A 19632-nucleotide genomic window follows, 5' to 3' on the forward strand; every position below is an offset into this window, starting at 1 on the left:
ATGTTAAAATTCACACATACTGATCTTGTACTGTTGTTAATCGCCCTTGGCGTTATTCTTATCCTTTCGCGTTTTATGGCAGAATTAGGAAAGAAGTTCAAAATGCCGATCGTAATGGGAGAAATATTTATCGGGATACTGCTTGGTCCATCTGTATTGGGCAGGCTTTGGCCCGATATGTTTACTGCCATATTCCCCCGTATCGGTGCTGAAAAGATTGCGTTTGATGGTATTGTTTCGCTTGCCGTAATTATGCTGCTATTTGTGGCCGGACTTGAAGTTCAGCTCAACATTATTTTAAAACAGGGGAAGGCCGCTATTTATACCAGTGTAACAAGTATGATCATTCCTTTTGTAATAGGATTTGCGGGAGTTTGGATGTTTCCACAGGTGCTTCAATGTGATGGGCAGGATAAATCGATCTATGCATTGTTTTTTGGTACAGCTATGGCCATTTCTGCTTTACCTGTAATTACACGCATTTTGATGGATCTGAATATGTTTAAAACAAAGGTTGGCATGGTTATTATTTCTGCTGCAATATTCGATGACCTTACTGGCTGGCTTGTTTTTTCATTGATTTTAAGTTTGATCGGGCAGGAAGGAGAGATACACAATATATGGAATACAATAGGTATGGTATTGGGGTTCGGTTTGTTTATGCTGCTTATTGGTAAGCGCATCATTGACAGAACACTGCCCTGGATACAGACTAAACTTTCATGGCCGGGCGGAGTGTTGTCTATTTGCCTTGGTTTTTGTTTTCTTGGTGCCGCATTTACAGAAAAGATAGGGCTGCATGCTATATTGGGGGCCTTTATCATGGGTATTGCTTTTGGCGATTCGGTGCATTTGCACGAGAAAGCACGGGAGATCATTCACCAGTTTGTAACCAATGTTTTTGCTCCTTTGTTTTTCGTTTCGCTCGGATTGAAGGTTGATTTTATCCGGAATTTCGACATTCAATTAGTGCTTATTGTATTGGCCATTGCGATATTTTGCAAATCATTTGGTGCCAGCCTTGGAGCATACCTTGGCGGTTTAACAAAGCGTGAATCATTGGCAGTTGGCTTTGGCTTAAATGCAAGGGGAGCAATGGAGATCATACTGGGTACGCTTGCTTTGAATGCCGGATTGATCAATGAAAAAATGTTTGTCGCGCTCGTGGTGATGGCATTGGTTACAAGCATGATCAGCGGCCCGATGATGAAATATTTTGTAGGCGACCAAATAGCTAAACAATAACATGCTGGGATTAAAATTACCTACTGACCCCCGTTGGGCAAATATAGCCGAATCCAATCTCGAAGAGATTTTAATTGATCACGCCTGGTGCGAACAAAAGGCGACCTCAAATGCCATTTCTATGGTGGTTAGTTATCCCGATTATACTGAAATGGTGGATGTGTTACTGAAGATCGCGCAGGAAGAACTTTCGCACTTTGAAATGGTTCACCAAAAGATAAAAGCAAGGGGATTTAAGTTAGCTCCGGAGCGAAAGGACAGCTATGTGAATGAACTCTATAAGTTTATGCGTACAGGTTATCGCAGGGAGATCGTCCTTATGGATCGCTTATTGTTCTCGGCGATGATAGAGGCGCGCAGTTGCGAGCGGTTTAAAGTGCTGACTGAAAATATAAAAGACAAAGAACTTGCTGATTTTTACCGTGAGCTGATGATCAGCGAAGCGGGGCATTACACTACGTTTATCCAACTTGCCAGGAAACATCTTAATCCTGAAGAGGTTGATAAGCGCTGGAAAGAGTGGCTCGATTTTGAATCAAAAGTGATCGCGAATTACGGCAGGAGTGAAACTATTCATGGTTAAGCTGAATGGATTTGTATTCGCTTTCTGTTATAACCTCCCAGTGCTCTTCATAGTTGTGTAACATGTCAGAGATGAAATTTCGATCGGGTAATATTTTCGCGTTGAATTGATATAGAAAATATTTCCCGCCGGTAGCTCTGATCTCTTCAAATGTATCGGGGGAACTTATTTTGAAATAACTTTTATTATTCTTGTATTTGCGGTACTGCGGGTAATTCACGTCCTTGTGGTGTTTTTATAAGTGACAAAAATAGTACTAAATTTATTTGAATTCTTTAGGAAGTGAATAATCTGCTCCTTCTCCAATTGGAGAAGGGTGGGATGAGGCCTGATATATTATGCAAACCTTTCTCGATCACGTAGCCGAGTATGTTTTTAAAACTTATCCCGATAAGATGAGTGAATTGTGCCTTGTTTTTCCAAATCGCCGGGCGGGTTTATTCTTTAAGGCTGCGTTGGCAAGGCGAATGGACAGGCCATTCTGGTCGCCCGAAATTTTTTCTATATATGAGGTGTACAGGGATTCCGAAAAGGATAAAGCTGAAAGTTTTGATGAGTTCACGAAATGGGGGCAAATATTATTGAGTGACTTTAATGACATTGATAGTTACCTGGTAAATGCAAAGGATCTGTTCGGAAATCTGAGAAATATAAAAGAGTTGGAGAGCTGGAGTCTTTTGGGGCCTGATCTTACACCCTTTCAACAGGATTATCTGCATTTCTGGGAATCGACCGGAAAATATTATACCGGCTTCACTGAAAGGTTGCTTAAAAGCAAGAGAGCCTATCAGGGCCTGGCGTATAGGGTCGTTGCCGGGCAGGCCGGTGAAAAAATAAAACAACACAATTGGCATAAAATAATTTTTGCCGGCTTTAATGCACTGAATGCGGCGGAAGAAAAAATTTTCAGAGAGTTGATTAGTCTTGGTAAAGCCGAAACGCTATGGGATGCCGATTCATATTATATGAATGATAAGATGCAGGAAGCCGGAAGGTTCCTTCGAAGACACAAGGAGACGGACTTATTCAAGATAAATAGCAAAAATGAGTTCCAGTGGATTGGGAATGACCTGAACACTGATCAGAAAAGAATAACTGTTACGGGTGTTTCAAAAAACATTGCTCAGGCAAAGCTGGCGGGCCAGCTGATCGGCGATCTTTTAAAAGACAATCCGCAAACCAATTTAACACAAACCGCTATTGTGCTTGCGGACGAAAATCTGTTGTTTCCTGTGTTACATTCCCTGCCGGAGCAGGTGAGTAATGTGAATGTAACAATGGGTTATCCATTGAAGAATACACCAATCAGCGGTTTTAGTGAATTGCTGTTTCAGTTACATGAAAATGCGCGGCGACTCAACCGCAACGCGCAATTTTATCACCATGATGTGATTAATTTGCTTAATCATCCGTATACTAAATTGCTTTTAAATAGCGGGACAGAAGCTATTACACAAAAGCTGGTCAACTATTTGCAGGAAAAGAACATTGTGTTCTGTACGCTTAAAACGTTCGATCCGGTGCTTGGTGCATCTGTATCAGAGAAAACCCGTCTGCTGAATGTGTTTTTTAATAAGTGGTCAACTGTCGGGTCGATCTTCGATTGCCTGTATTCACTCATGGATTCTTTGAAAGAACGTTCTGTTGAACAATGGAATAGAAAATATAACACTGATACTTCGAAAACCAATCTCGAATTGGAATATCTTTTTGCGTATTCTAAAATCATAAAACGTATAAGATCTTTAACGGAAAGTTATCCGGCAATTACGGATATTAAAACCTTTCATGGTCTTTTAAAACAATTGATACGCGCCACCAATCTTTCATTTTATGGTGAACCTGTATCGGGGCTGCAGGTAATGGGAGTGTTGGAAACCCGTACACTTGATTTTGAGAATATTATTTTGCTGTCCGTTAATGAAGGGTTGTTGCCGTCCGGCAAAACACAAAACTCATTTATCCCTTTTGATGTAAAGCGGGTATTTGGTTTGCCAACATATTCGGAAAAGGATTCGATCTTCGCCTACCACTTTTATCGTTTGCTGCAACGCGCTAAAAATATTCATATCATATATAATACGGAGTCGGATAATCTTGGGGGAGGGGAAAAAAGCAGGTTTTTGACCCAATTATTATATGAGTTTCCGCAGGTTAATAAAGGAAGTACTATAAATGAACAATTGCTTGAAGTAAGTATTGAGCAACAGGCCGGTGAAACGCCAATAACTATTAGAAAAACCGATGATATACTGGAGATCATCAATAAAAAGGGTGAAGAGGGTTTTTCTCCTTCACTTTTGAATATTTACCGTAATTGCTCACTCAGATTTTATTTTCACCTTGTAGGTCAATTGAAGGAAACCAATGAAGTAGAAGAGACCATTGGAGCCGATACTCTTGGAAATGTTATTCATAAAACGCTGGAAGAATTTTATAAGCCAATTATTGGCAAAGCATTAGCCGTAAGTGATCTGAAGGCGATGAAAGAACAAACTGAACAAATACTAAAGCAGAATTTCGAATCCTATTATCCTGCCGACGATCTCGCATATGGAAAGAATTTGTTAACCCTTAAAGTCGCGAATAAATTTATTCAGGGCTTTTTGGACAAAGAGATTGAAATGCTGGGTGCATTAAGTGAGCAAAAGAACAGGTTGATCATAGAGAAGCTGGAGCAAGCTTTTGAAAGTGAGATCACAGTAGGTAGCAAAATTGTTAAAACCAGGGGCAAGATCGACCGCGTTGATATGTTTAACAACACTTCAAGGATCATTGATTATAAGACCGGCAGAACAGAGGATAAAGAGCTGAATGTGAAAGAATGGGAATTGCTGAAGCACGACCTCAACTTAAACAAAAGCTTTCAGTTATTAATGTATGCATGGCTTTATCATAAAAATAGTGTCGTTAAAAATTTCAATAGTGTTCAGTCGGGTATAATTAGTTTCCGCCAGCTGAGTGCCGGATTAAAAACTGTTAAAATTGTTGATAGTGATAAAATCACTACTGACCATCTGCAGAAATTCGAAATAGTGCTTAAAAGTATATTGGAAGAAATTTACGATCCCGCTGTTTCGTTCAACAAAACGGAAGATAAAGCCGTCTGTGAGTATTGTGATTTTAAAACGATTTGTAGCCGATAAACCTGTTCTATTGGGTTTTGCTGTATGAACGAGATCAGAATTAGTTGTGAGAACCTGGATTGACCGGTTGTACATAATACGGAGTAGATCGTTGCATTTATGCTGAAATTTATCCCGTTCACGATATAGTATTGAGCGCGATTTAGTTGGGTATAATTCGTACTTTAGTTGATATAAATACCATTGAACATGAGAAAATTATTTGTCATCATTCCTTTTTTATTCGTTGGCATTGCTAATGCACAGGACCTGGAACCAACCCTCACAGAGGCTTGCTTAACAGTTAATGTAGCTGATAATAAAAAGAAACCCCAGGCCGGTGAAGCGGTAACTTTTGAAAATACCACCACTAAAAAGCAATATAGCGGTATTACAAAAGAAGATGGGAAATTTAAAATACTTGTTCCTAAAGGAGCGACCTATAAGTTGAAGTATAAAGCCTTCAGCACGAATGTTGATTATTCAACACTTACACTGCTTGTTTCAAAAGATACGCTTGTAAGTTTTGATGTGAACATTATTTTTGATCTGCCGAAAACCTATACACTCGATAATGTTTTTTTTGATACCGGCAAAGCCTCTTTGCGGCCTGAGTCATCAAAAGAGCTGAATGAATTGGCTGAATATATGATGCTTAAAAAATCGCTTGTTATTGAGATCGCGGGCCATACTGATAATGTGGGGGCTAAGGATGTCAACCAGAAGCTTTCAGAAGATCGGGCCAAAACCGTTCGGGATTACATAATAAAAAAAGGTGTTGCTCCGGATCATGTTACTGCCAAAGGATACGGGGATGCACAGCCTGTCGCGGATAACAGTACAGATAAAGGCAAGCAAAAAAACAGGAGAACGGAAGTCAGAATAGTTAAGGAATAGAGTTGTCTATTCTGTAAATTTATACCCCACGCCTCTTATTGAATGGAAATGTTTTGGTTCCTTCGGATCTCTTTCAAAGTATTTCCGGAAAGCTAAAATATAATTATCTATGGTTCTCGTTGATGGGTAAACATCAACTCCCCAGACGGTTTCAAGGATCTGTTCACGTGACACAACTTCTCCTTTGCGATCAATAAGTAATTTCAGTAACATCACTTCGCGTTTACTGAGCTGTTGTCTTTGTCCCTGAACACCTGTAATTTCGAATGTTAAAAAATTAATATTGCTTTCGCCAAAGGTATAGGTGTCGGCTGTTTTGTCAGCGTGATATGTTTTCTCAGAGCGTTTTAATAAAATTTTAATACGAAGTAAAAATTCTTCCAGGTTAAATGGCTTGGCTAAATAATCATCAGCTCCGAGCTTCAGGCCCTTTATCCTGTCATCACTCCCGGCCTTAGCCGTTAAAAATAAAACAGGAACAGTTGTGTTTTCCAATCGTATTGTTTCGCAAAGCGTATAGCCGTCCATTTCGGGCAGCATTACATCCAGCACAAGCAGATCATATCGCGCAGAACGGAATTCCAGCAAGGCTTTTTTACCATTGTCGGCCGTCTGAACAAAATAACCTTCCAGCTCAAGATTAAGTCTCAGCATATTACGAAGGTGTTCTTCGTCTTCAACTATTAATATTCGTTTTGTGGCCATTGTTTTGCTTCGGTATAAAGTTAATAATAAGTAACTTTGTATTAGCCGGGGCGTTATAAGTAGAATTTAAAAATAATTGCGGAATTTTTGTTGATCTGAGCGGGTCGGGAGTGACAAAACGCGATGCCGGGTAGCTTGGTGGGGAGGAATCGTTTTGTCTTGATTTCTTTTGTTACTTTTCTTGATCAAGCAAGAAAAGTAAGTGAAGAATTTCAAAATGCTTAAATGAATCTAATATGGAGAATATTCAACAACTCATCGCTTCTACAGCATTACCTGAGGAATTAAAGATAATTGCCGAAAAAATTCTGAATAATGAGCGTATCACCATCGATGAAGGAGTAACACTGTATTACAAAGGCGAGTTAGGTTTTGTTGGCACACTCGCCAATCACATCCGCGAACAAAAACACGGTAACAAAACTTTTTTTAACCGCAACTTTCACATTGAGCCAACTAATATCTGTGTATTCGACTGTAAGTTTTGTTCCTACTCACGCTTGTTAAAGCAAAAAGAAGGATCATGGGAATTAAATGAAGAGCAGATACTGGACATTATAAAAAAGTATGATGGACAACCTGTAACTGAAGTACATATAGTGGGAGGGGTTCATCCCAAAATGGGATTAAAATATTTTGCCGATCTGATTAAAAAGATAAAACAGTATCGTCCCGATCTGCACGTTAAAGCCTTTACCGCTGTAGAATTGGAATACATGTTCCGCAAAGCGAAAATGAGTTATGAGGAAGGTTTGAAATACTTTAAGGATTATGGACTTAATTCATTACCCGGAGGCGGCGCCGAAATTTTTGATGAAGAAGTGCGCAAACAAATTTGTGAGGATAAATGTACCAGTGCGCAATGGCTGGAGATACATGAAACGGCCCACAAATTAGGTATTCCCTCAAACGCGACCATGTTATACGGGCATATGGAAAAATTCGAACATCGTATTGACCACATGAATCGTTTGCGTACACTGCAGGATAAAACCAATGGGTTCAATACATTTATTCCGCTAAAGTTCCGGAACAAGGATAATCAAATGAGTCATTTACCGGAAGTAAGTGTGGTTGAAGACCTCCGCAACTATGCCATCGCCCGTATTTTTATGGATAATGTTGCGCATTTGAAAGCGTACTGGCCGATGATCGGGCGAACCACAGCACAGTTGTCCCTGAGTTTTGGTGTGGATGATATTGACGGCACTATCGATGATAGTACAAAAATATATACTATGGCCGGTTCTGAGGAGCAGAATCCCGCTTTAACTACTCAACAGTTAGTTGAACTCATCAAACAAGTAAATCGCCAGCCCGTTGAACGCGATACTTTGTATAATGTAGTCCGGGATTATTCTGCCTGTAATTTTTCCGATAAAGCGGAGGTGGTTCAGTGAATTCTTTCGTCCTGCTTTAGAGGTTGTTTGAAATTTATCCCTGCATTTTGCTATGGCGCCTTTTTTCCTCATACTTCGTTACTTTTTTCGGCAAGAGGTCGCTGAGCTATTGCCTGTAAAAGTGCCTCGTCTGAGAAAAAAATGCGCTCATATAAATTTACAGGTATAAATTTAAACAACCTCTTAAATATGGGGAAGAACCTGTTTTCTGAATCCGTCAGCAACCACTAATTCTTTTGATCCCGCAGCGTATTTGTAAAATCCGTTCCCGCTCTTAACACCAAGGTGGCCTGCAGTTACCATATTTACCAATAACGGACATGGAGCATATTTCGGATTTCCAAAACCTTCGTGTAATACTTTTAAAATTGACAGGCATACATCAAGCCCGATAAAGTCCGCCAATTGCAATGGTCCCATAGGATGAGCCATTCCCAGTTTCATTACGGTATCAATTTCTTCAACCTCCGCCACACCTTCATACAGCGAATAGATAGCTTCATTTATCATTGGCATTAAAATACGGTTCGCTACAAAGCCGGGGTAGTCATTCACTTCAACGGGTACCTTGTTCAGTTTTTTTGAAATTGCAAAGATCAGTTCATTCACTTCATTTGAAGTAGAGTAACCACGGATCACTTCAACCAGTTTCATTACCGGTACAGGATTCATAAAGTGCATGCCTATCACTTTGTCGGGACGTTTGGTAACGGAACCGATTCTGGTAATTGAAATAGATGACGTGTTAGATGCTAAAATTGTGTTAACAGGACAAATTTTATCCAGCTCACGGAAAATATTCAGTTTTGTTTCAATGTTTTCTGTCGCGGCTTCTACAACGAGGTCAGCATTTTTTGCACCTTCTGTAAGTGTTGTAAACGTTTTAATATTTTTAAGTGTGTTGACTTTATCGGTTTCGGTAACAGCGCCTTTCGCAACCTGCCGGTCAATGTTTTTTGAAATTGTAGCCAGTGCCTTGTCCAGGGCCGGCTGTGAAATATCAACCAGTGACACATTAAATCCAAATTGCGCGAACGTATGAGCAATCCCATTGCCCATTGTTCCGGATCCGATAACGGTTATGTTTTTCATATTACTACAATATTACTATTAACTATAAATTGCGAATTATTTACGAATGTACAAATTACGAATTGTTGAAGAAACCAGATTCGTAAATTCGTTTTTTTATTCGCTATTCGTTGATATCACTTCCCTCTGCCCTGGATCACAATCAGCACCGTATAGATGAGGATCTTGAAATCGAGCGCGAGGCTCATGTTCTCAATGTAAATGATGTCATACTTAAGGCGTGCCACCATTTGTTCAACGTTTTCGGCATAACCGTATTTTACCTGTCCCCATGAAGTGATGCCGGGTCTCACTTTGTGCAGATGCTTGTAGTGAGGAGCCTGTTTAACAATCTGGTCAATGTAAAACTGGCGTTCCGGGCGGGGTCCAACGATCGACATTTCACCGATCAGCACATTGAAAAATTGCGGGAACTCATCCAGCCGTACTTTACGCAAAAAGCGCCCTAATGGCGTTATGCGCGGATCCAATTTCCGTGACAGGGCAGGCCCCTGTTTTTCCGCATCAATATACATGGAGCGGAATTTATGAATAAAAAAAGGTTTGCCGTGCCAGCCTATGCGCTCATGACTATAAAAGGCGGGCCCTTTTGAAGTGCTTTTAACAAGTATTATAAGTATGATATATAACCACGAAAATCCGATCAGTACAAATAACGATACGACCACATCGAACATGCGTTTAAAGGATTGCTGCCATACCGGCATTATCTCACGTGAAATCTCAATAAGCGGCGCGTCGAAAATGGAGGTCATGCGTACTGAACCGGATAAAATATCATACATATCCGGGATGATCTTTATCATCAGCCCGCCGTCATCGATCTCGTTAACGATATGCCCGATATGTTCGTGTTCGGAGGTTTCTATGGCAATAATAACTTCTTCAATAGCGTATTCATGTACTATCTTTTTTATTTCGCTCAGTTCGCCCAGATGCGTAAGATTTTCTTTAAGTTGATGAGAATAGCCATTCTTGTTATCCACATGAACGAAGCCTGCAAATTTATTTCCCGATGATTTGGGCTGTGTTTGCATTTCGTTGAATAGTTTTAACGCGTTTTCGTTGCTGCCAATTAAAACGGTGTTAAATCCGATTATGCGGTTATGGATCCTGTTGTTTGTTATCGACGATAAAATAAGACGGGGAATGAATGTCAATCCAAAATGCAATCCAAATAATACGAGCAATGATTGATAATAGGTTTTGTATGAAACCACTTCATCATCGAGCAGGAGTATGAAAAATATTACAATTACACCGACCATGCTGATGAAAAGGGTTTGCCCCATTTCTTTAAGTCGCGATTTTCTGTAGGGATTTAAATAGTAGCCTGTCAGATAATAAAACAGGATCCAGAATATAGTGATGGCAATGAGGCTATAGTAAAACTTGGAGTTGAATTCCACAGGAACAGATCGTCCGAATTTTTCGGGCTCGATATAAACTTTGCGGTACAGGAAGAAAAGGGTCCAGGCCAAAGCCGCGCTTAGCGCGTCAAACAAAAGATACTTGCTGGCTTGTAACCTTTTATTCATTCGAAGCCGAATTTAATTTTAATAGTCAAATTTTCTGCCGGCGGCAGATATGGAACTCAATGAATGCAAAATGCGTACGCCTCTTTTTTTATATGTCGCAATCGTGTTCGTTTCATGAATTCAGCGGTGAATAAGTTTTATATTATCCAGGTACAATTCGGCCTGTGAAACGGCGGCGTCCCTGCTCATGCTAAAAAAAACAGCGTAAGAGGTTGATGGTACCAGTTGCGTAATAGTACTCAGGTTCACATAAATTTTATTCCATTGCGCGCTTGGCTTAATGGTTAATGCAGGGATAGGCACACCTGAACTGCTTGCATAAATCCCTACGGTAAAAGCATTATTTGTCTTATAATTCAGTTCAAGAAATACATCATCGCCATTGTTCGGGAGTGCAAATGAGGAAGATGAAACACCTTCAAAATAATTTCCTGGAAGATAAACTACGCCGCAGCTGCTGCCTTCAAATGCATTCGGGAGTCCTGCTTTTTGTATGACGGTATCACTTCCTGTCCCTTTGATCATGGAGATGCCAATGGTTTCAAAGTCCTCTTTCCAGGGAAAACTAAGGCCGGTTAAATAGTTTACAGTTGGAGTTAAGTTTATTTTTTCTCCGCGTTTCAATGTTTGATTTTGTATATATGGCCCGTAAAAACCATAGGCGCCGCGATTCGCCGATATACCGTTTATTTTTATTCCGGCACCAATACTCACATTGCTCAAACCCTCTTTCAGAACAGGAACCGTTGCGGGAAGCTCAAAGGTTCCGATATACTGGTCCCCTACATAAACCCATGCATCCGTAATTTTTGATGAGGAAGTTCCTTCTGCTGAATAGGTGGTGGTTAAATTGATCTTGTCAATATGAACGTAGGAAGGAATTTGTGTTGCAGGGTCAATTGAACTACACGCTGATAAAAGAGTAATAGCCGGTAATAGCACAAAAATATATGCTGATCTGTACACTGATAATTTAACGTTGTTCTTTAAAGGTTATTGTCCGTTGTTAATATCTTCCGTAACCGAGGATAACTTTATTTTATCAATGATCAGGTGGGCCACATCGAGTGCCTTATACCCGTCTTCGATAGGTACAGGAGTTGAAGTGTTATTAAGAATAGCATTGGCAAATGCTTCAAGTTCCAATTTAATGGCGTTGTTAGGTTCTGCTGTTTTATTTTCAAAAAATATTTGCTTCATACCTTTGTTTTTACCCAGATCAATTGTTATTGCGAGCGGATCAACATCACCCATAACAGGTTTAAGCCTCACCATCTCCACCTTCTTATCTAAAAAATCAACGGAAATATACGCATCTTTTTGAAAAAAGCGGGTTTTACGCATATTCTTCAGCGAAATACGGCTCGAAGTAAGATTAGCCACACATCCGTTATCGAATTCGATCCGCGCGTTGGTAATGTCGGGTGTATCACTAACAACTGCCACTCCGCTGGCGCTCACCCGTTTAATATTTGCTTTAACAATACTTAGCACAATATCAATATCGTGTATCATTAGGTCGAGTACTACCGAAACATCCGTACCCCGCGGATTGAATTGCGCGAGGCGGTGTGTTTCAATAAATAATGGTTCAGAAATATAGGGTGCTGCAGTTAAAAAAGCCGGGTTAAAACGTTCCACATGGCCCACCTGTATTTTTACATTCGCCTCGTTGGCCAGGGTAAGTAGTTTTTTGGCTTCCTTAAGTGTATGTGTCAATGGTTTTTCAATAAATACATGTCTTGTTTTTTTCAGCGCTTTTGACGCGCATTCAAAGTGTGTGATGGTAGGCGTTACAATATCAATCGCATCACAATCTTCTATAAGCTCATCAATAGAAGCGTACGGCTTCACATTTAATTCATTTGCAATTTTTTTTGCTGTAAGCGGGTCTGCATCATAAAAGCCGACCAGTCCGAATTGCGGAAGTTGTTTTATGATCGACAAATGTATTTTGCCCAAATGGCCGGCTCCTAAAACCCCGATCTTTACCATATAATTTTTTAGTTTCACAGAGGTTCACTGAGAACCACAGCGTTTTATTTTTTCTCCGTGCAACTCAGTGTATTCTCTGTATGTCTCCGTGCCTGCACACCGGAGTGTTTTGGCACGTAGGTGTGTAATTCTTAAAAAGCGCAAACCACAAAGTTAGCTGCTCATTATATGCAATAATCAATTCTGAAATTCAGATTTGAACATTGCATTGTTACTTTTATTCAAAATGCAATATATAATGTATAATACTGCGGGCTACTTTTGTGCATACTGAGTACTTCGTAGCATATCCTACATTACTTTGTTAAGTCGTTATTGATGTTAGTGCGTTTAATGGGTGAAATTTCGCCCCGGTAATAAGCATAGAAGTATGGAAGATAGTTATAGGCACAAAGGTTTGCGTAAGCAACTGGCCTTGCAGGTAAAGGAGAAGGGTATAAGTGATAAACAGGTGCTTAAGGCCATAGAAACTATTCCGCGGCATTTATTCCTCGATAATGCTTTTGTCGAATTCGCTTATCAGGACAAAGCTTTTCCAATAGGTGAGGGACAAACTATTTCACAACCACATACTGTAGCTTTTCAAACCGAACTGTTGGATATTAAAAAAGGAGACAAAGTACTGGAGGTTGGTACCGGCTCCGGTTATCAAACATCGGTTTTACTTGAAATGGGGGCTAAAGTATTTACCATTGAGCGACAAAAGATGCTTTTTGACCGGACAAGTTCGCTTTTACCGAAATTAGGGTATTTACCTAAGTTTTTTTACGGAGATGGCTTTAAAGGCTTACCCGCATTTGCTCCTTTTGATAAGATTATTGTTACCGCTGGCGCCCCGATCATACCCCCTGATCTTGTAAGTCAGTTAAAATCAGGTGGTTTAATGGTTATACCTGTTGGCGGCGAAAATGATGCGTATGTTATGAAAAGACTTGTAAAAGCAAACAATTCTGATATTCAGATAGTTAGTTTCGGTGATTTTAGATTTGTACCCTTGTTAGAAGAGAAAGAATGGGGTAGAAAGTAAGATATTGTTAAAAGCATTAAAATGTACTTTTTTAACAATTTTAGCGGTTTTTTGAGTTTACTTAACCTGCTTATTAACAAATGATTGTTAAAAATAAAGAAAATGTTCATAAACTTTTGCGTTAAAATTCGCTTTATATTTGCAGCGTTAAATTTTGAAAACGATTAATCCTAAACAATTAAACTAAACAACAAAATCTATGAAAAAATCAGTATTAGTAGTGGCTTTAGCAATCGGTGTAACCGCTGCTTTCGCTCAAGACTTGACATCTAAAAAAGGTGAAAAGTATTTGCCAGAAGCTAACGATTGGTCTATCGGCTTTGATGCCGTACCTGCGTTAAATGCTGTTGGTCGTGTTATGGGTGGTTCTCAGGGAACAACAATGACAAACCCTGCAGGTTCAACTCAGTACATTGTTGGAAAAATGTTCAAAGACGAAAAAACAGCATACCGTGCTGCTATCGGTTTGAATTTTGGTTCAACTACATCAAAAATGCTTGTAACTGACGTAACTTCAACTGCAACTCCTCCTGCACAGGTTACTGATGAGCACAAATCAAGCAGCAATGACATTATCATTGGTGCCGGTTTGGAAAAAAGAAGAGGCACTACCCGTTTGCAAGGGTATTATGGTGGTATGCTGATGATCATGTTGGGCGGTGGTAAAGACACTTACACTTATGGTAATGCTCTTTCTGCTACTAACACTTCTCATACTAATTCATTCGGACAAGGTGCTGGTGTTACTTCAAATAAATCAGGAAGCACTTTTGGTTTAGGTTTGAATGGTTTGATCGGTGCTGAATACTTCATCGCTCCTAAAATTTCTGTAGGTGCTGAATATTGGTGGGGTATCAACTTCAGCTCAACAGGCGAAGGTGAAATGTCATCTGAGTCATGGTCAGGAACTGCAGCTACAACAACAACTACAAAAACTGCAGGTGGCAGCTCTTTTGGAATTGGTAACAGCGTAAGCTCTATCATGGTTAACTTCCACTTCTAAGTCGAAGAAAATAATAAAATTAAAAGCCCTTTCTGAGAGATCAGAAGGGGCTTTTAATTTGGTTTCAGGTTTGAAAAGGTTTCAAGTTTGTTGGTTTCAGGTTCAGCTTGTAACAACTTGAAACTTGTAACCTGAAACTCTTTCAAACCAATTTGAACCTATTTAAACCTTCTCTGGGTTTCCCTTTCCAGGTCGCGTTTTTTAATATCGTCGCGTTTGTCAAACACCTTCTTTCCCTTTGCCAACGCTATTTCCAGCTTGGCAAGTCCTTTGTCATTAATAAATAAGCGAAGCGGGATCACGGTCAGTCCTTTATCTTTTAACTGGTATTGTAATTTGTCCAGCTCGCTTTTATTAAGCAGTAATTTACGGTCGCGCTTGGTTTGATGATTGTTATAAGTGCCTTGTTTGTATTCGGCAATATGCATATTCCTGACAAATAATTCATTGTCAATAAACGTACAAAAGGCCTCGTTGATGCCGGCCTGGCTTTCGCGGATAGATTTTATTTCAGTACCGTACAGTTGAATGCCTGCAACATAAGTGTCAATAAAGCTGTATTCAAACGAAGCTTTTTTATTTTTTATAGTTATATTTTCTCTGTCTGCCATAAAGTGTCTCGCCAAATTTACTATTTAATAACGTTTTACGTAGCATTTCCAACTTCCCACTTCCCACTTCCGACTTCCGACTTCCGACTTCCGACTCCTGACTTCCAACTTCCACTTGTCAGCTAAATTTTGAGAGGAGTAAATTGGTTAATTTAACTATCATCCGGGGCCTGTTTAATATCGATTGAATTATAATTTTAACCTAACACCGGTGAAATATGCAAGTTTCTGACTTTCAGCGGCTAACTTTGAACTTTGAACTTCGAACTTTGAACATTTAAAGGCTTGTATTCTTTCGAAATAAATACTTTTTATTTAAAATTATTTGTTATTTTAGCGCCCGTTATTAAACCAAACGCCTAAACCAACTATCCTCATGAAAATTACAAAACTAGCCTTCATTGCACTGGCAAGTGTTATTGTTTTTTCTGTTAGCGCTTTCGCTCAAAAAAACTTTATAAAAGATGCAGATAAATCATTCAAATCCCGCGAATATTTTACTGCAATTGAGCTTTACAAAAAGGCCTATGCTGCCTCTAACAAGAAGGAAGATAAAGCCAGGATAATTTTCCAAACTGCCGAATGTTACCGTTTGATAAACGATAATAAAAGCGCTGAACAATGGTATGATAAGGCCATCCAGGCGAAATACCCTGATTCAAAAGCAAGGTTATACCTGGCTGATGCCAAAAAGATCAACGGAAAATACGATGAAGCTTTAGTGCAATACAACAAATACAAGAAAGAAGTGCCTGAAGATCCAAGAGGAGAAAATGGTGCTAAGTCGTGCGAATTAGCACAAAAGTGGAAAGATTCACCTACACGTATGAAAGTTGAACCTGTTGCTCAGATCAACTCAAAGCAGCTCGATTTCAGCCCGTCGTACATCGATAAAAAATACACCTCACTTTATTTCACTTCTACCCGTGAAGGTGCAACAGGCGGGAAAATGGACGGTGGTATAGGACAAAATTTCAGTGATATTTTTGAAACAAAACTTGATAAAAACGGGAAATGGAGTACACCATCTCCGATTACACCACCTGTAAATACTGAGGGTAACGATGGATCCACTGTTATAAGTAAAAAGGGTAATTTCATGGTGTTTACACGTTGCAACGCGCAAAAGAATAAAATACTTCCTTGCGGCATTTATACAACAACTATAAAAGGAAAAGTTTGGGAGGAACCTAAAAAAATACCTTTCTGTACCGATAGTTCTTCTTTCGGACACCCGGCTTTATCTTTAGACGAAACTATACTTGTATTCAGTTCTGATATGCCAGGCGGTTTTGGTGACAAAGATCTTTGGATGAGTTCATTTGATAAAAAGACGAAAGAGTGGAGCGAACCTGTAAACCTTGGTCCCGGCATTAATACTCCCGGTTATGAAGGGTATCCTTTCCTGCACGATGATGGCAACTTATACTTTGCTTCAAATGGTAATTTAGGAATGGGAGGTCTGGATATATTTAAAGCAAAGAAAACCGGCGATAAAAAATGGGGAGAGGTTACAAACCTTCAAAGCCCGATCAACTCAAACGCTGACGACTTCGGAATTATTTTTGAAGGCAAAAAAGAAAGAGGGTACTTCGCATCTAACCGCGAAGGCGGAAAAGGCGGCGACGATATCTGGCAGTTCTCTTTACCTCCGATGATGTTTACTATTGAAGGTGTGATAACCGACTGTAAGTTCAAAGAAACAATTGAAGGGGTAACAATGAAGTTGGTTGGTTCAGACGGAAGCACCGCTGAAACAAAAACAGATAAAAGCGGATATTATAAGTTTGCCGAAAATGCCGATAAACGTTATGTTAATGAAAACACATCTTACGTTTTAACGGCAACTGTAGGTAATGAGATAAAAACGGTAGAGGCTCCGAAAGGCTTCCTGAACAGTAGCGTTAAAGCGAAAGAAACTACTGTTGGTTTAACAGAATCAAAAGTATTTAAGCACGACTTCTGTCTGACACCAATTGAAAAGGAAATTCGTTTCCCTGATGTGTTATATGACCTTGGTAAAGCTGATCTGAGACCAGAGTCGAAAGATTCTTTGAATTTCCTTTACCAGACATTGGTGGATAACCCAACGATCGTAATTGAGCTAAGTGCGCACACTGACTCACGTGCAAGTGACGCGTTTAACTTAACACTGTCTAAGGCCCGGGCAAAATCCTGTGTCGACTATTTGTTGTCGAAAGGAATTAACGCGGCCCGTTTGGTGCCTCAGGGTTATGGTGAAAAACGTCTTTTGGTAACTGATGCCCAGATAGCAAAGATGGCTACTGTTGAAGAAAAAGAAGCAGGTCACCAGAAAAACCGCAGAACTGTATTCACGGTGTTGCGTAAAGATTTCGTAGATCCTAATGCTCCTAAGGAGCAGCCTAAGCCTATAGAGCAGCCTAAAAAGGAAGAGGGCGAAGAGGAATAAAAATAATGTATTCACAAAAACACCCATCGCGCCTTTTGGCATGATGGGTGTTTTATTTTTGGTTGCATTGAAACATCGTAACAATTTTTTTACAAAAAGTGTATGATACAATCACCGTTAAAATATTTTATCGCTTACAAACCTTATGGAATGTTATCGCAATTCACCAAAGAAGGCAACAATACCACGCTGGCCGAGTTGTTCACTTTTCCTAAAGATGTATACCCGGTTGGCCGGCTGGACGCGGATAGTGAAGGTCTGTTGCTGATCACCAACGATAAAAAGCTTAATCATTATTTATTGCATCCCACATTTAAGCACACCAGAACCTACCTTGCACAGGTTGATGGTGCCGTTACTGATGCTGCAATTGCACAACTGAGTAAGGGCGTTACAATTACTGTTGAAGGAAAAACATATCAAACGCTGCCTGCGCACACCGAAGCCATAGAGCCGCCTGAAGGAATACCCGATCGCGTACCTCCTATACGTGTCAGGAAAAGCATACCTACTTCGTGGATACGTTTGAGTATTACCGAAGGTAAAAATCACCAGGTACGAAAAATGACCGCTAAAGTCGGGTTTCCTACGTTGCGTCTCATACGTATACAGATCGAAGAGTTGGGCCTGGCCGGAATGAAACCTTCGGAGGTAAAAGAATTGAAACAGGAAGAGATCTTTAAGTTGTTAAAAATAAAGCCCTCTAATTTTTGATCAGCTTTTTGTAGTAGTTGCTGCCTGTACCTGAAATGTTCAGTATATACATGCCGCTTTCCAGGTTTTCAACATCGTGTATCGTAAAATAATTTACACTGTTCGCATTGACTCTTTGAGTTTCTTCTGTAATCTTTCTGCCGCGTATGTCGAACAAGCAAATAGATATTGTTTGCCCTTCTAAAGAGTAAAAGGTGATTTGAATGGACGTTTCGAATGGGTTCGGAAAGGATTCAATAATTTTATCCTGTCCCAACAGAGAACGATCCGTTCCTCCTAAAACCATGTTGGCCACGCACATATTCGGAATGCCATACCCCAAGAGCGAATCGGGGGAGTTGTATTGTGTGGAGCTTTTTTCTACAGCCTTAAGAACCTGCATATTTGTTTTGCCCGGGTTGGCCTGCCACAAGCAGGCAACAGCGCCGGCCGAAATGGGTGATGAGAAAGATGTTCCATTAGCGTTTATAGTTCCGCTTGTTGTGGAAGCTACAACACTGCCTTTGCCCTGTGCGGCGACATTTGGTTTTATCCGATTGTCATAACTTGGTCCGCGTGAGCTGAATCCGGCCAGGGTTCCGCCTGCATCAACCGCGCCTATGGTTAAAACACTATCCGCGTCCGCCGGTGAGCCTATATAGCCCGGTCCTGAATTGCCGGCACTCACCACAACCGCCATTCCTTTTCTGGCAGCCCTGTTAGCTCCAATGGAGGACAGGGCAACCTTGCCATTCATATCAGCATACGTATGGTCTTGCGTGGAATCGTCAAATGTGAAATAGCCAAGTGATGAATTAATAACATCTGCCCCGACACTGTCGGCAAACTCTGCGGCGACCACCCAATCAAATTCTTCAATAATATTTTCGGGTGCCGCATTTTCCGAGCGAAGCAGCCAGTATTTTGCTTTGGGAGCGGTGCCGATAAGTTCGCCCGGCAGGTTGCCGCCCATGGTGGAAAGTACCATCATTCCGTGCGAATGGTCTTCATATACACTTGTACCTCCATCAACAAAATCACGGGTGCCGAGTATTTGATTGTTGGTCCGTAAACTGTCAAACGCGGCAAGACTGTCGACTTTATAAAATCCCGCGTCGATAACTGCTATCACCATTCCTTCACCCTTATATCCGTTACTGTGAAGGCAATCGGCCCCGATCATGCTAACCTGGTTGTAGGAGTTGCCGTAATTAAGTCCGGCCGGAGTAGAAATGGCGACAAGGCTTTCAAAATCTTCAAATTTATTTTTATCGGGACTGAGTTTGC

At 40.3% G+C, this 19632-nt stretch carries 16 protein-coding genes; 9 read left to right on the plus strand and 7 right to left on the minus strand.

Features of this window, described 5'->3' with window-relative positions:
- The 4 genes from HYU69_10235 (at position 1) to HYU69_10250 (ending at position 5850) form a co-directional block, all read left to right on the plus strand.
- Positions 1-1245: a cation:proton antiporter gene (locus HYU69_10235; GenBank protein MBI2270716.1), complete on the plus strand. Its 1245-nt coding sequence runs from the start codon at positions 1-3 to the stop codon at positions 1243-1245.
- Between the two features lies 1 nt (position 1246).
- Complete coding sequence (locus HYU69_10240) at positions 1247-1828, plus strand: tRNA-(ms[2]io[6]A)-hydroxylase (GenBank protein MBI2270717.1); 582 nt, start codon at positions 1247-1249, stop codon at positions 1826-1828.
- Positions 1829-2166: 338 nt separating this feature from the next.
- Complete coding sequence (locus HYU69_10245) at positions 2167-4974, plus strand: PD-(D/E)XK nuclease family protein (protein ID MBI2270718.1); 2808 nt, start codon at positions 2167-2169, stop codon at positions 4972-4974.
- Positions 4975-5163: 189 nt separating this feature from the next.
- Positions 5164-5850: an OmpA family protein gene (locus HYU69_10250; GenBank protein ID MBI2270719.1), complete on the plus strand. Its 687-nt coding sequence runs from the start codon at positions 5164-5166 to the stop codon at positions 5848-5850.
- A 6-nt stretch (positions 5851-5856) separates the two neighbouring features.
- On the opposite strand, the gene HYU69_10255 is transcribed toward HYU69_10250, so the two are convergent.
- Positions 5857-6555, minus strand: a complete 699-nt coding sequence (locus tag HYU69_10255; GenBank protein ID MBI2270720.1) for a response regulator transcription factor — start codon at positions 6553-6555, stop codon at positions 5857-5859.
- Between the two features lie 236 nt (positions 6556-6791).
- On the opposite strand from HYU69_10255, the gene mqnE reads away from it, so the two are divergent.
- Positions 6792-7955, plus strand: coding sequence for an aminofutalosine synthase MqnE (gene mqnE, locus HYU69_10260; protein ID MBI2270721.1), 1164 nt, complete (start codon positions 6792-6794; stop codon positions 7953-7955).
- 183 nt (positions 7956-8138) lie between these two features.
- Here the strand turns inward: mqnE and HYU69_10265 are convergent, their stop codons facing one another.
- The 4 genes from HYU69_10265 to HYU69_10280 all read right to left on the minus strand — a co-directional run bounded on the left by HYU69_10265 (position 8139) and on the right by HYU69_10280 (position 12580).
- A complete protein-coding gene (locus HYU69_10265) occupies positions 8139-9047 on the minus strand; it encodes a 3-hydroxybutyryl-CoA dehydrogenase (protein ID MBI2270722.1) in 909 nt (302 codons plus the stop codon).
- A 116-nt stretch (positions 9048-9163) separates the two neighbouring features.
- The gene (locus HYU69_10270) at positions 9164-10585 is read right to left on the minus strand and encodes a sugar transferase (protein ID MBI2270723.1); all 1422 of its coding nucleotides are present in this window, start codon (positions 10583-10585) and stop codon (positions 9164-9166) included.
- A 120-nt stretch (positions 10586-10705) separates the two neighbouring features.
- Positions 10706-11551 carry a hypothetical protein gene (locus tag HYU69_10275; protein ID MBI2270724.1) on the minus strand — a complete coding sequence of 282 codons (846 nt, stop codon included), beginning with the start codon at positions 11549-11551 and terminating at the stop codon, positions 10706-10708.
- Positions 11552-11578: 27 nt separating this feature from the next.
- The gene (locus HYU69_10280; protein MBI2270725.1) at positions 11579-12580 is read right to left on the minus strand and encodes a Gfo/Idh/MocA family oxidoreductase; all 1002 of its coding nucleotides are present in this window, start codon (positions 12578-12580) and stop codon (positions 11579-11581) included.
- A gap of 370 nt (positions 12581-12950) precedes the next feature.
- On the opposite strand from HYU69_10280, the gene HYU69_10285 reads away from it, so the two are divergent.
- Both HYU69_10285 and HYU69_10290 read left to right on the plus strand, forming a co-directional pair.
- A complete protein-coding gene (locus HYU69_10285) occupies positions 12951-13607 on the plus strand; it encodes a protein-L-isoaspartate(D-aspartate) O-methyltransferase (GenBank protein MBI2270726.1) in 657 nt (218 codons plus the stop codon).
- Positions 13608-13806: 199 nt separating this feature from the next.
- Complete coding sequence (locus HYU69_10290; GenBank protein MBI2270727.1) at positions 13807-14610, plus strand: hypothetical protein; 804 nt, start codon at positions 13807-13809, stop codon at positions 14608-14610.
- A 158-nt stretch (positions 14611-14768) separates the two neighbouring features.
- Here the strand turns inward: HYU69_10290 and smpB are convergent, their stop codons facing one another.
- Complete coding sequence (gene smpB / locus HYU69_10295) at positions 14769-15221, minus strand: SsrA-binding protein SmpB (protein MBI2270728.1); 453 nt, start codon at positions 15219-15221, stop codon at positions 14769-14771.
- Between the two features lie 376 nt (positions 15222-15597).
- Here smpB and HYU69_10300 point away from each other — a divergent pair, with 376 nt between their 5' ends.
- Both HYU69_10300 and HYU69_10305 read left to right on the plus strand, forming a co-directional pair.
- Positions 15598-17652 (plus strand): OmpA family protein, encoded by a 2055-nt coding sequence (locus HYU69_10300; protein ID MBI2270729.1) that lies wholly within the window; start codon positions 15598-15600, stop codon positions 17650-17652.
- 102 nt (positions 17653-17754) lie between these two features.
- Positions 17755-18366, plus strand: a complete 612-nt coding sequence (locus HYU69_10305) for a pseudouridine synthase (protein MBI2270730.1) — start codon at positions 17755-17757, stop codon at positions 18364-18366.
- On the opposite strand, the gene HYU69_10310 is transcribed toward HYU69_10305, so the two are convergent.
- On the minus strand, positions 18356-19632 hold a 1277-nt coding region (locus HYU69_10310; GenBank protein MBI2270731.1), incomplete at its 5' end, for a S8 family serine peptidase. The two genes, HYU69_10305 and HYU69_10310, sit on opposite strands and share 11 nt — an antisense overlap.

It is taken from the genome of Bacteroidota bacterium, from assembly GCA_016183775.1.
Lineage (GTDB): Bacteria > Bacteroidota > Bacteroidia > JABDFU01 > JABDFU01 > JABDFU01.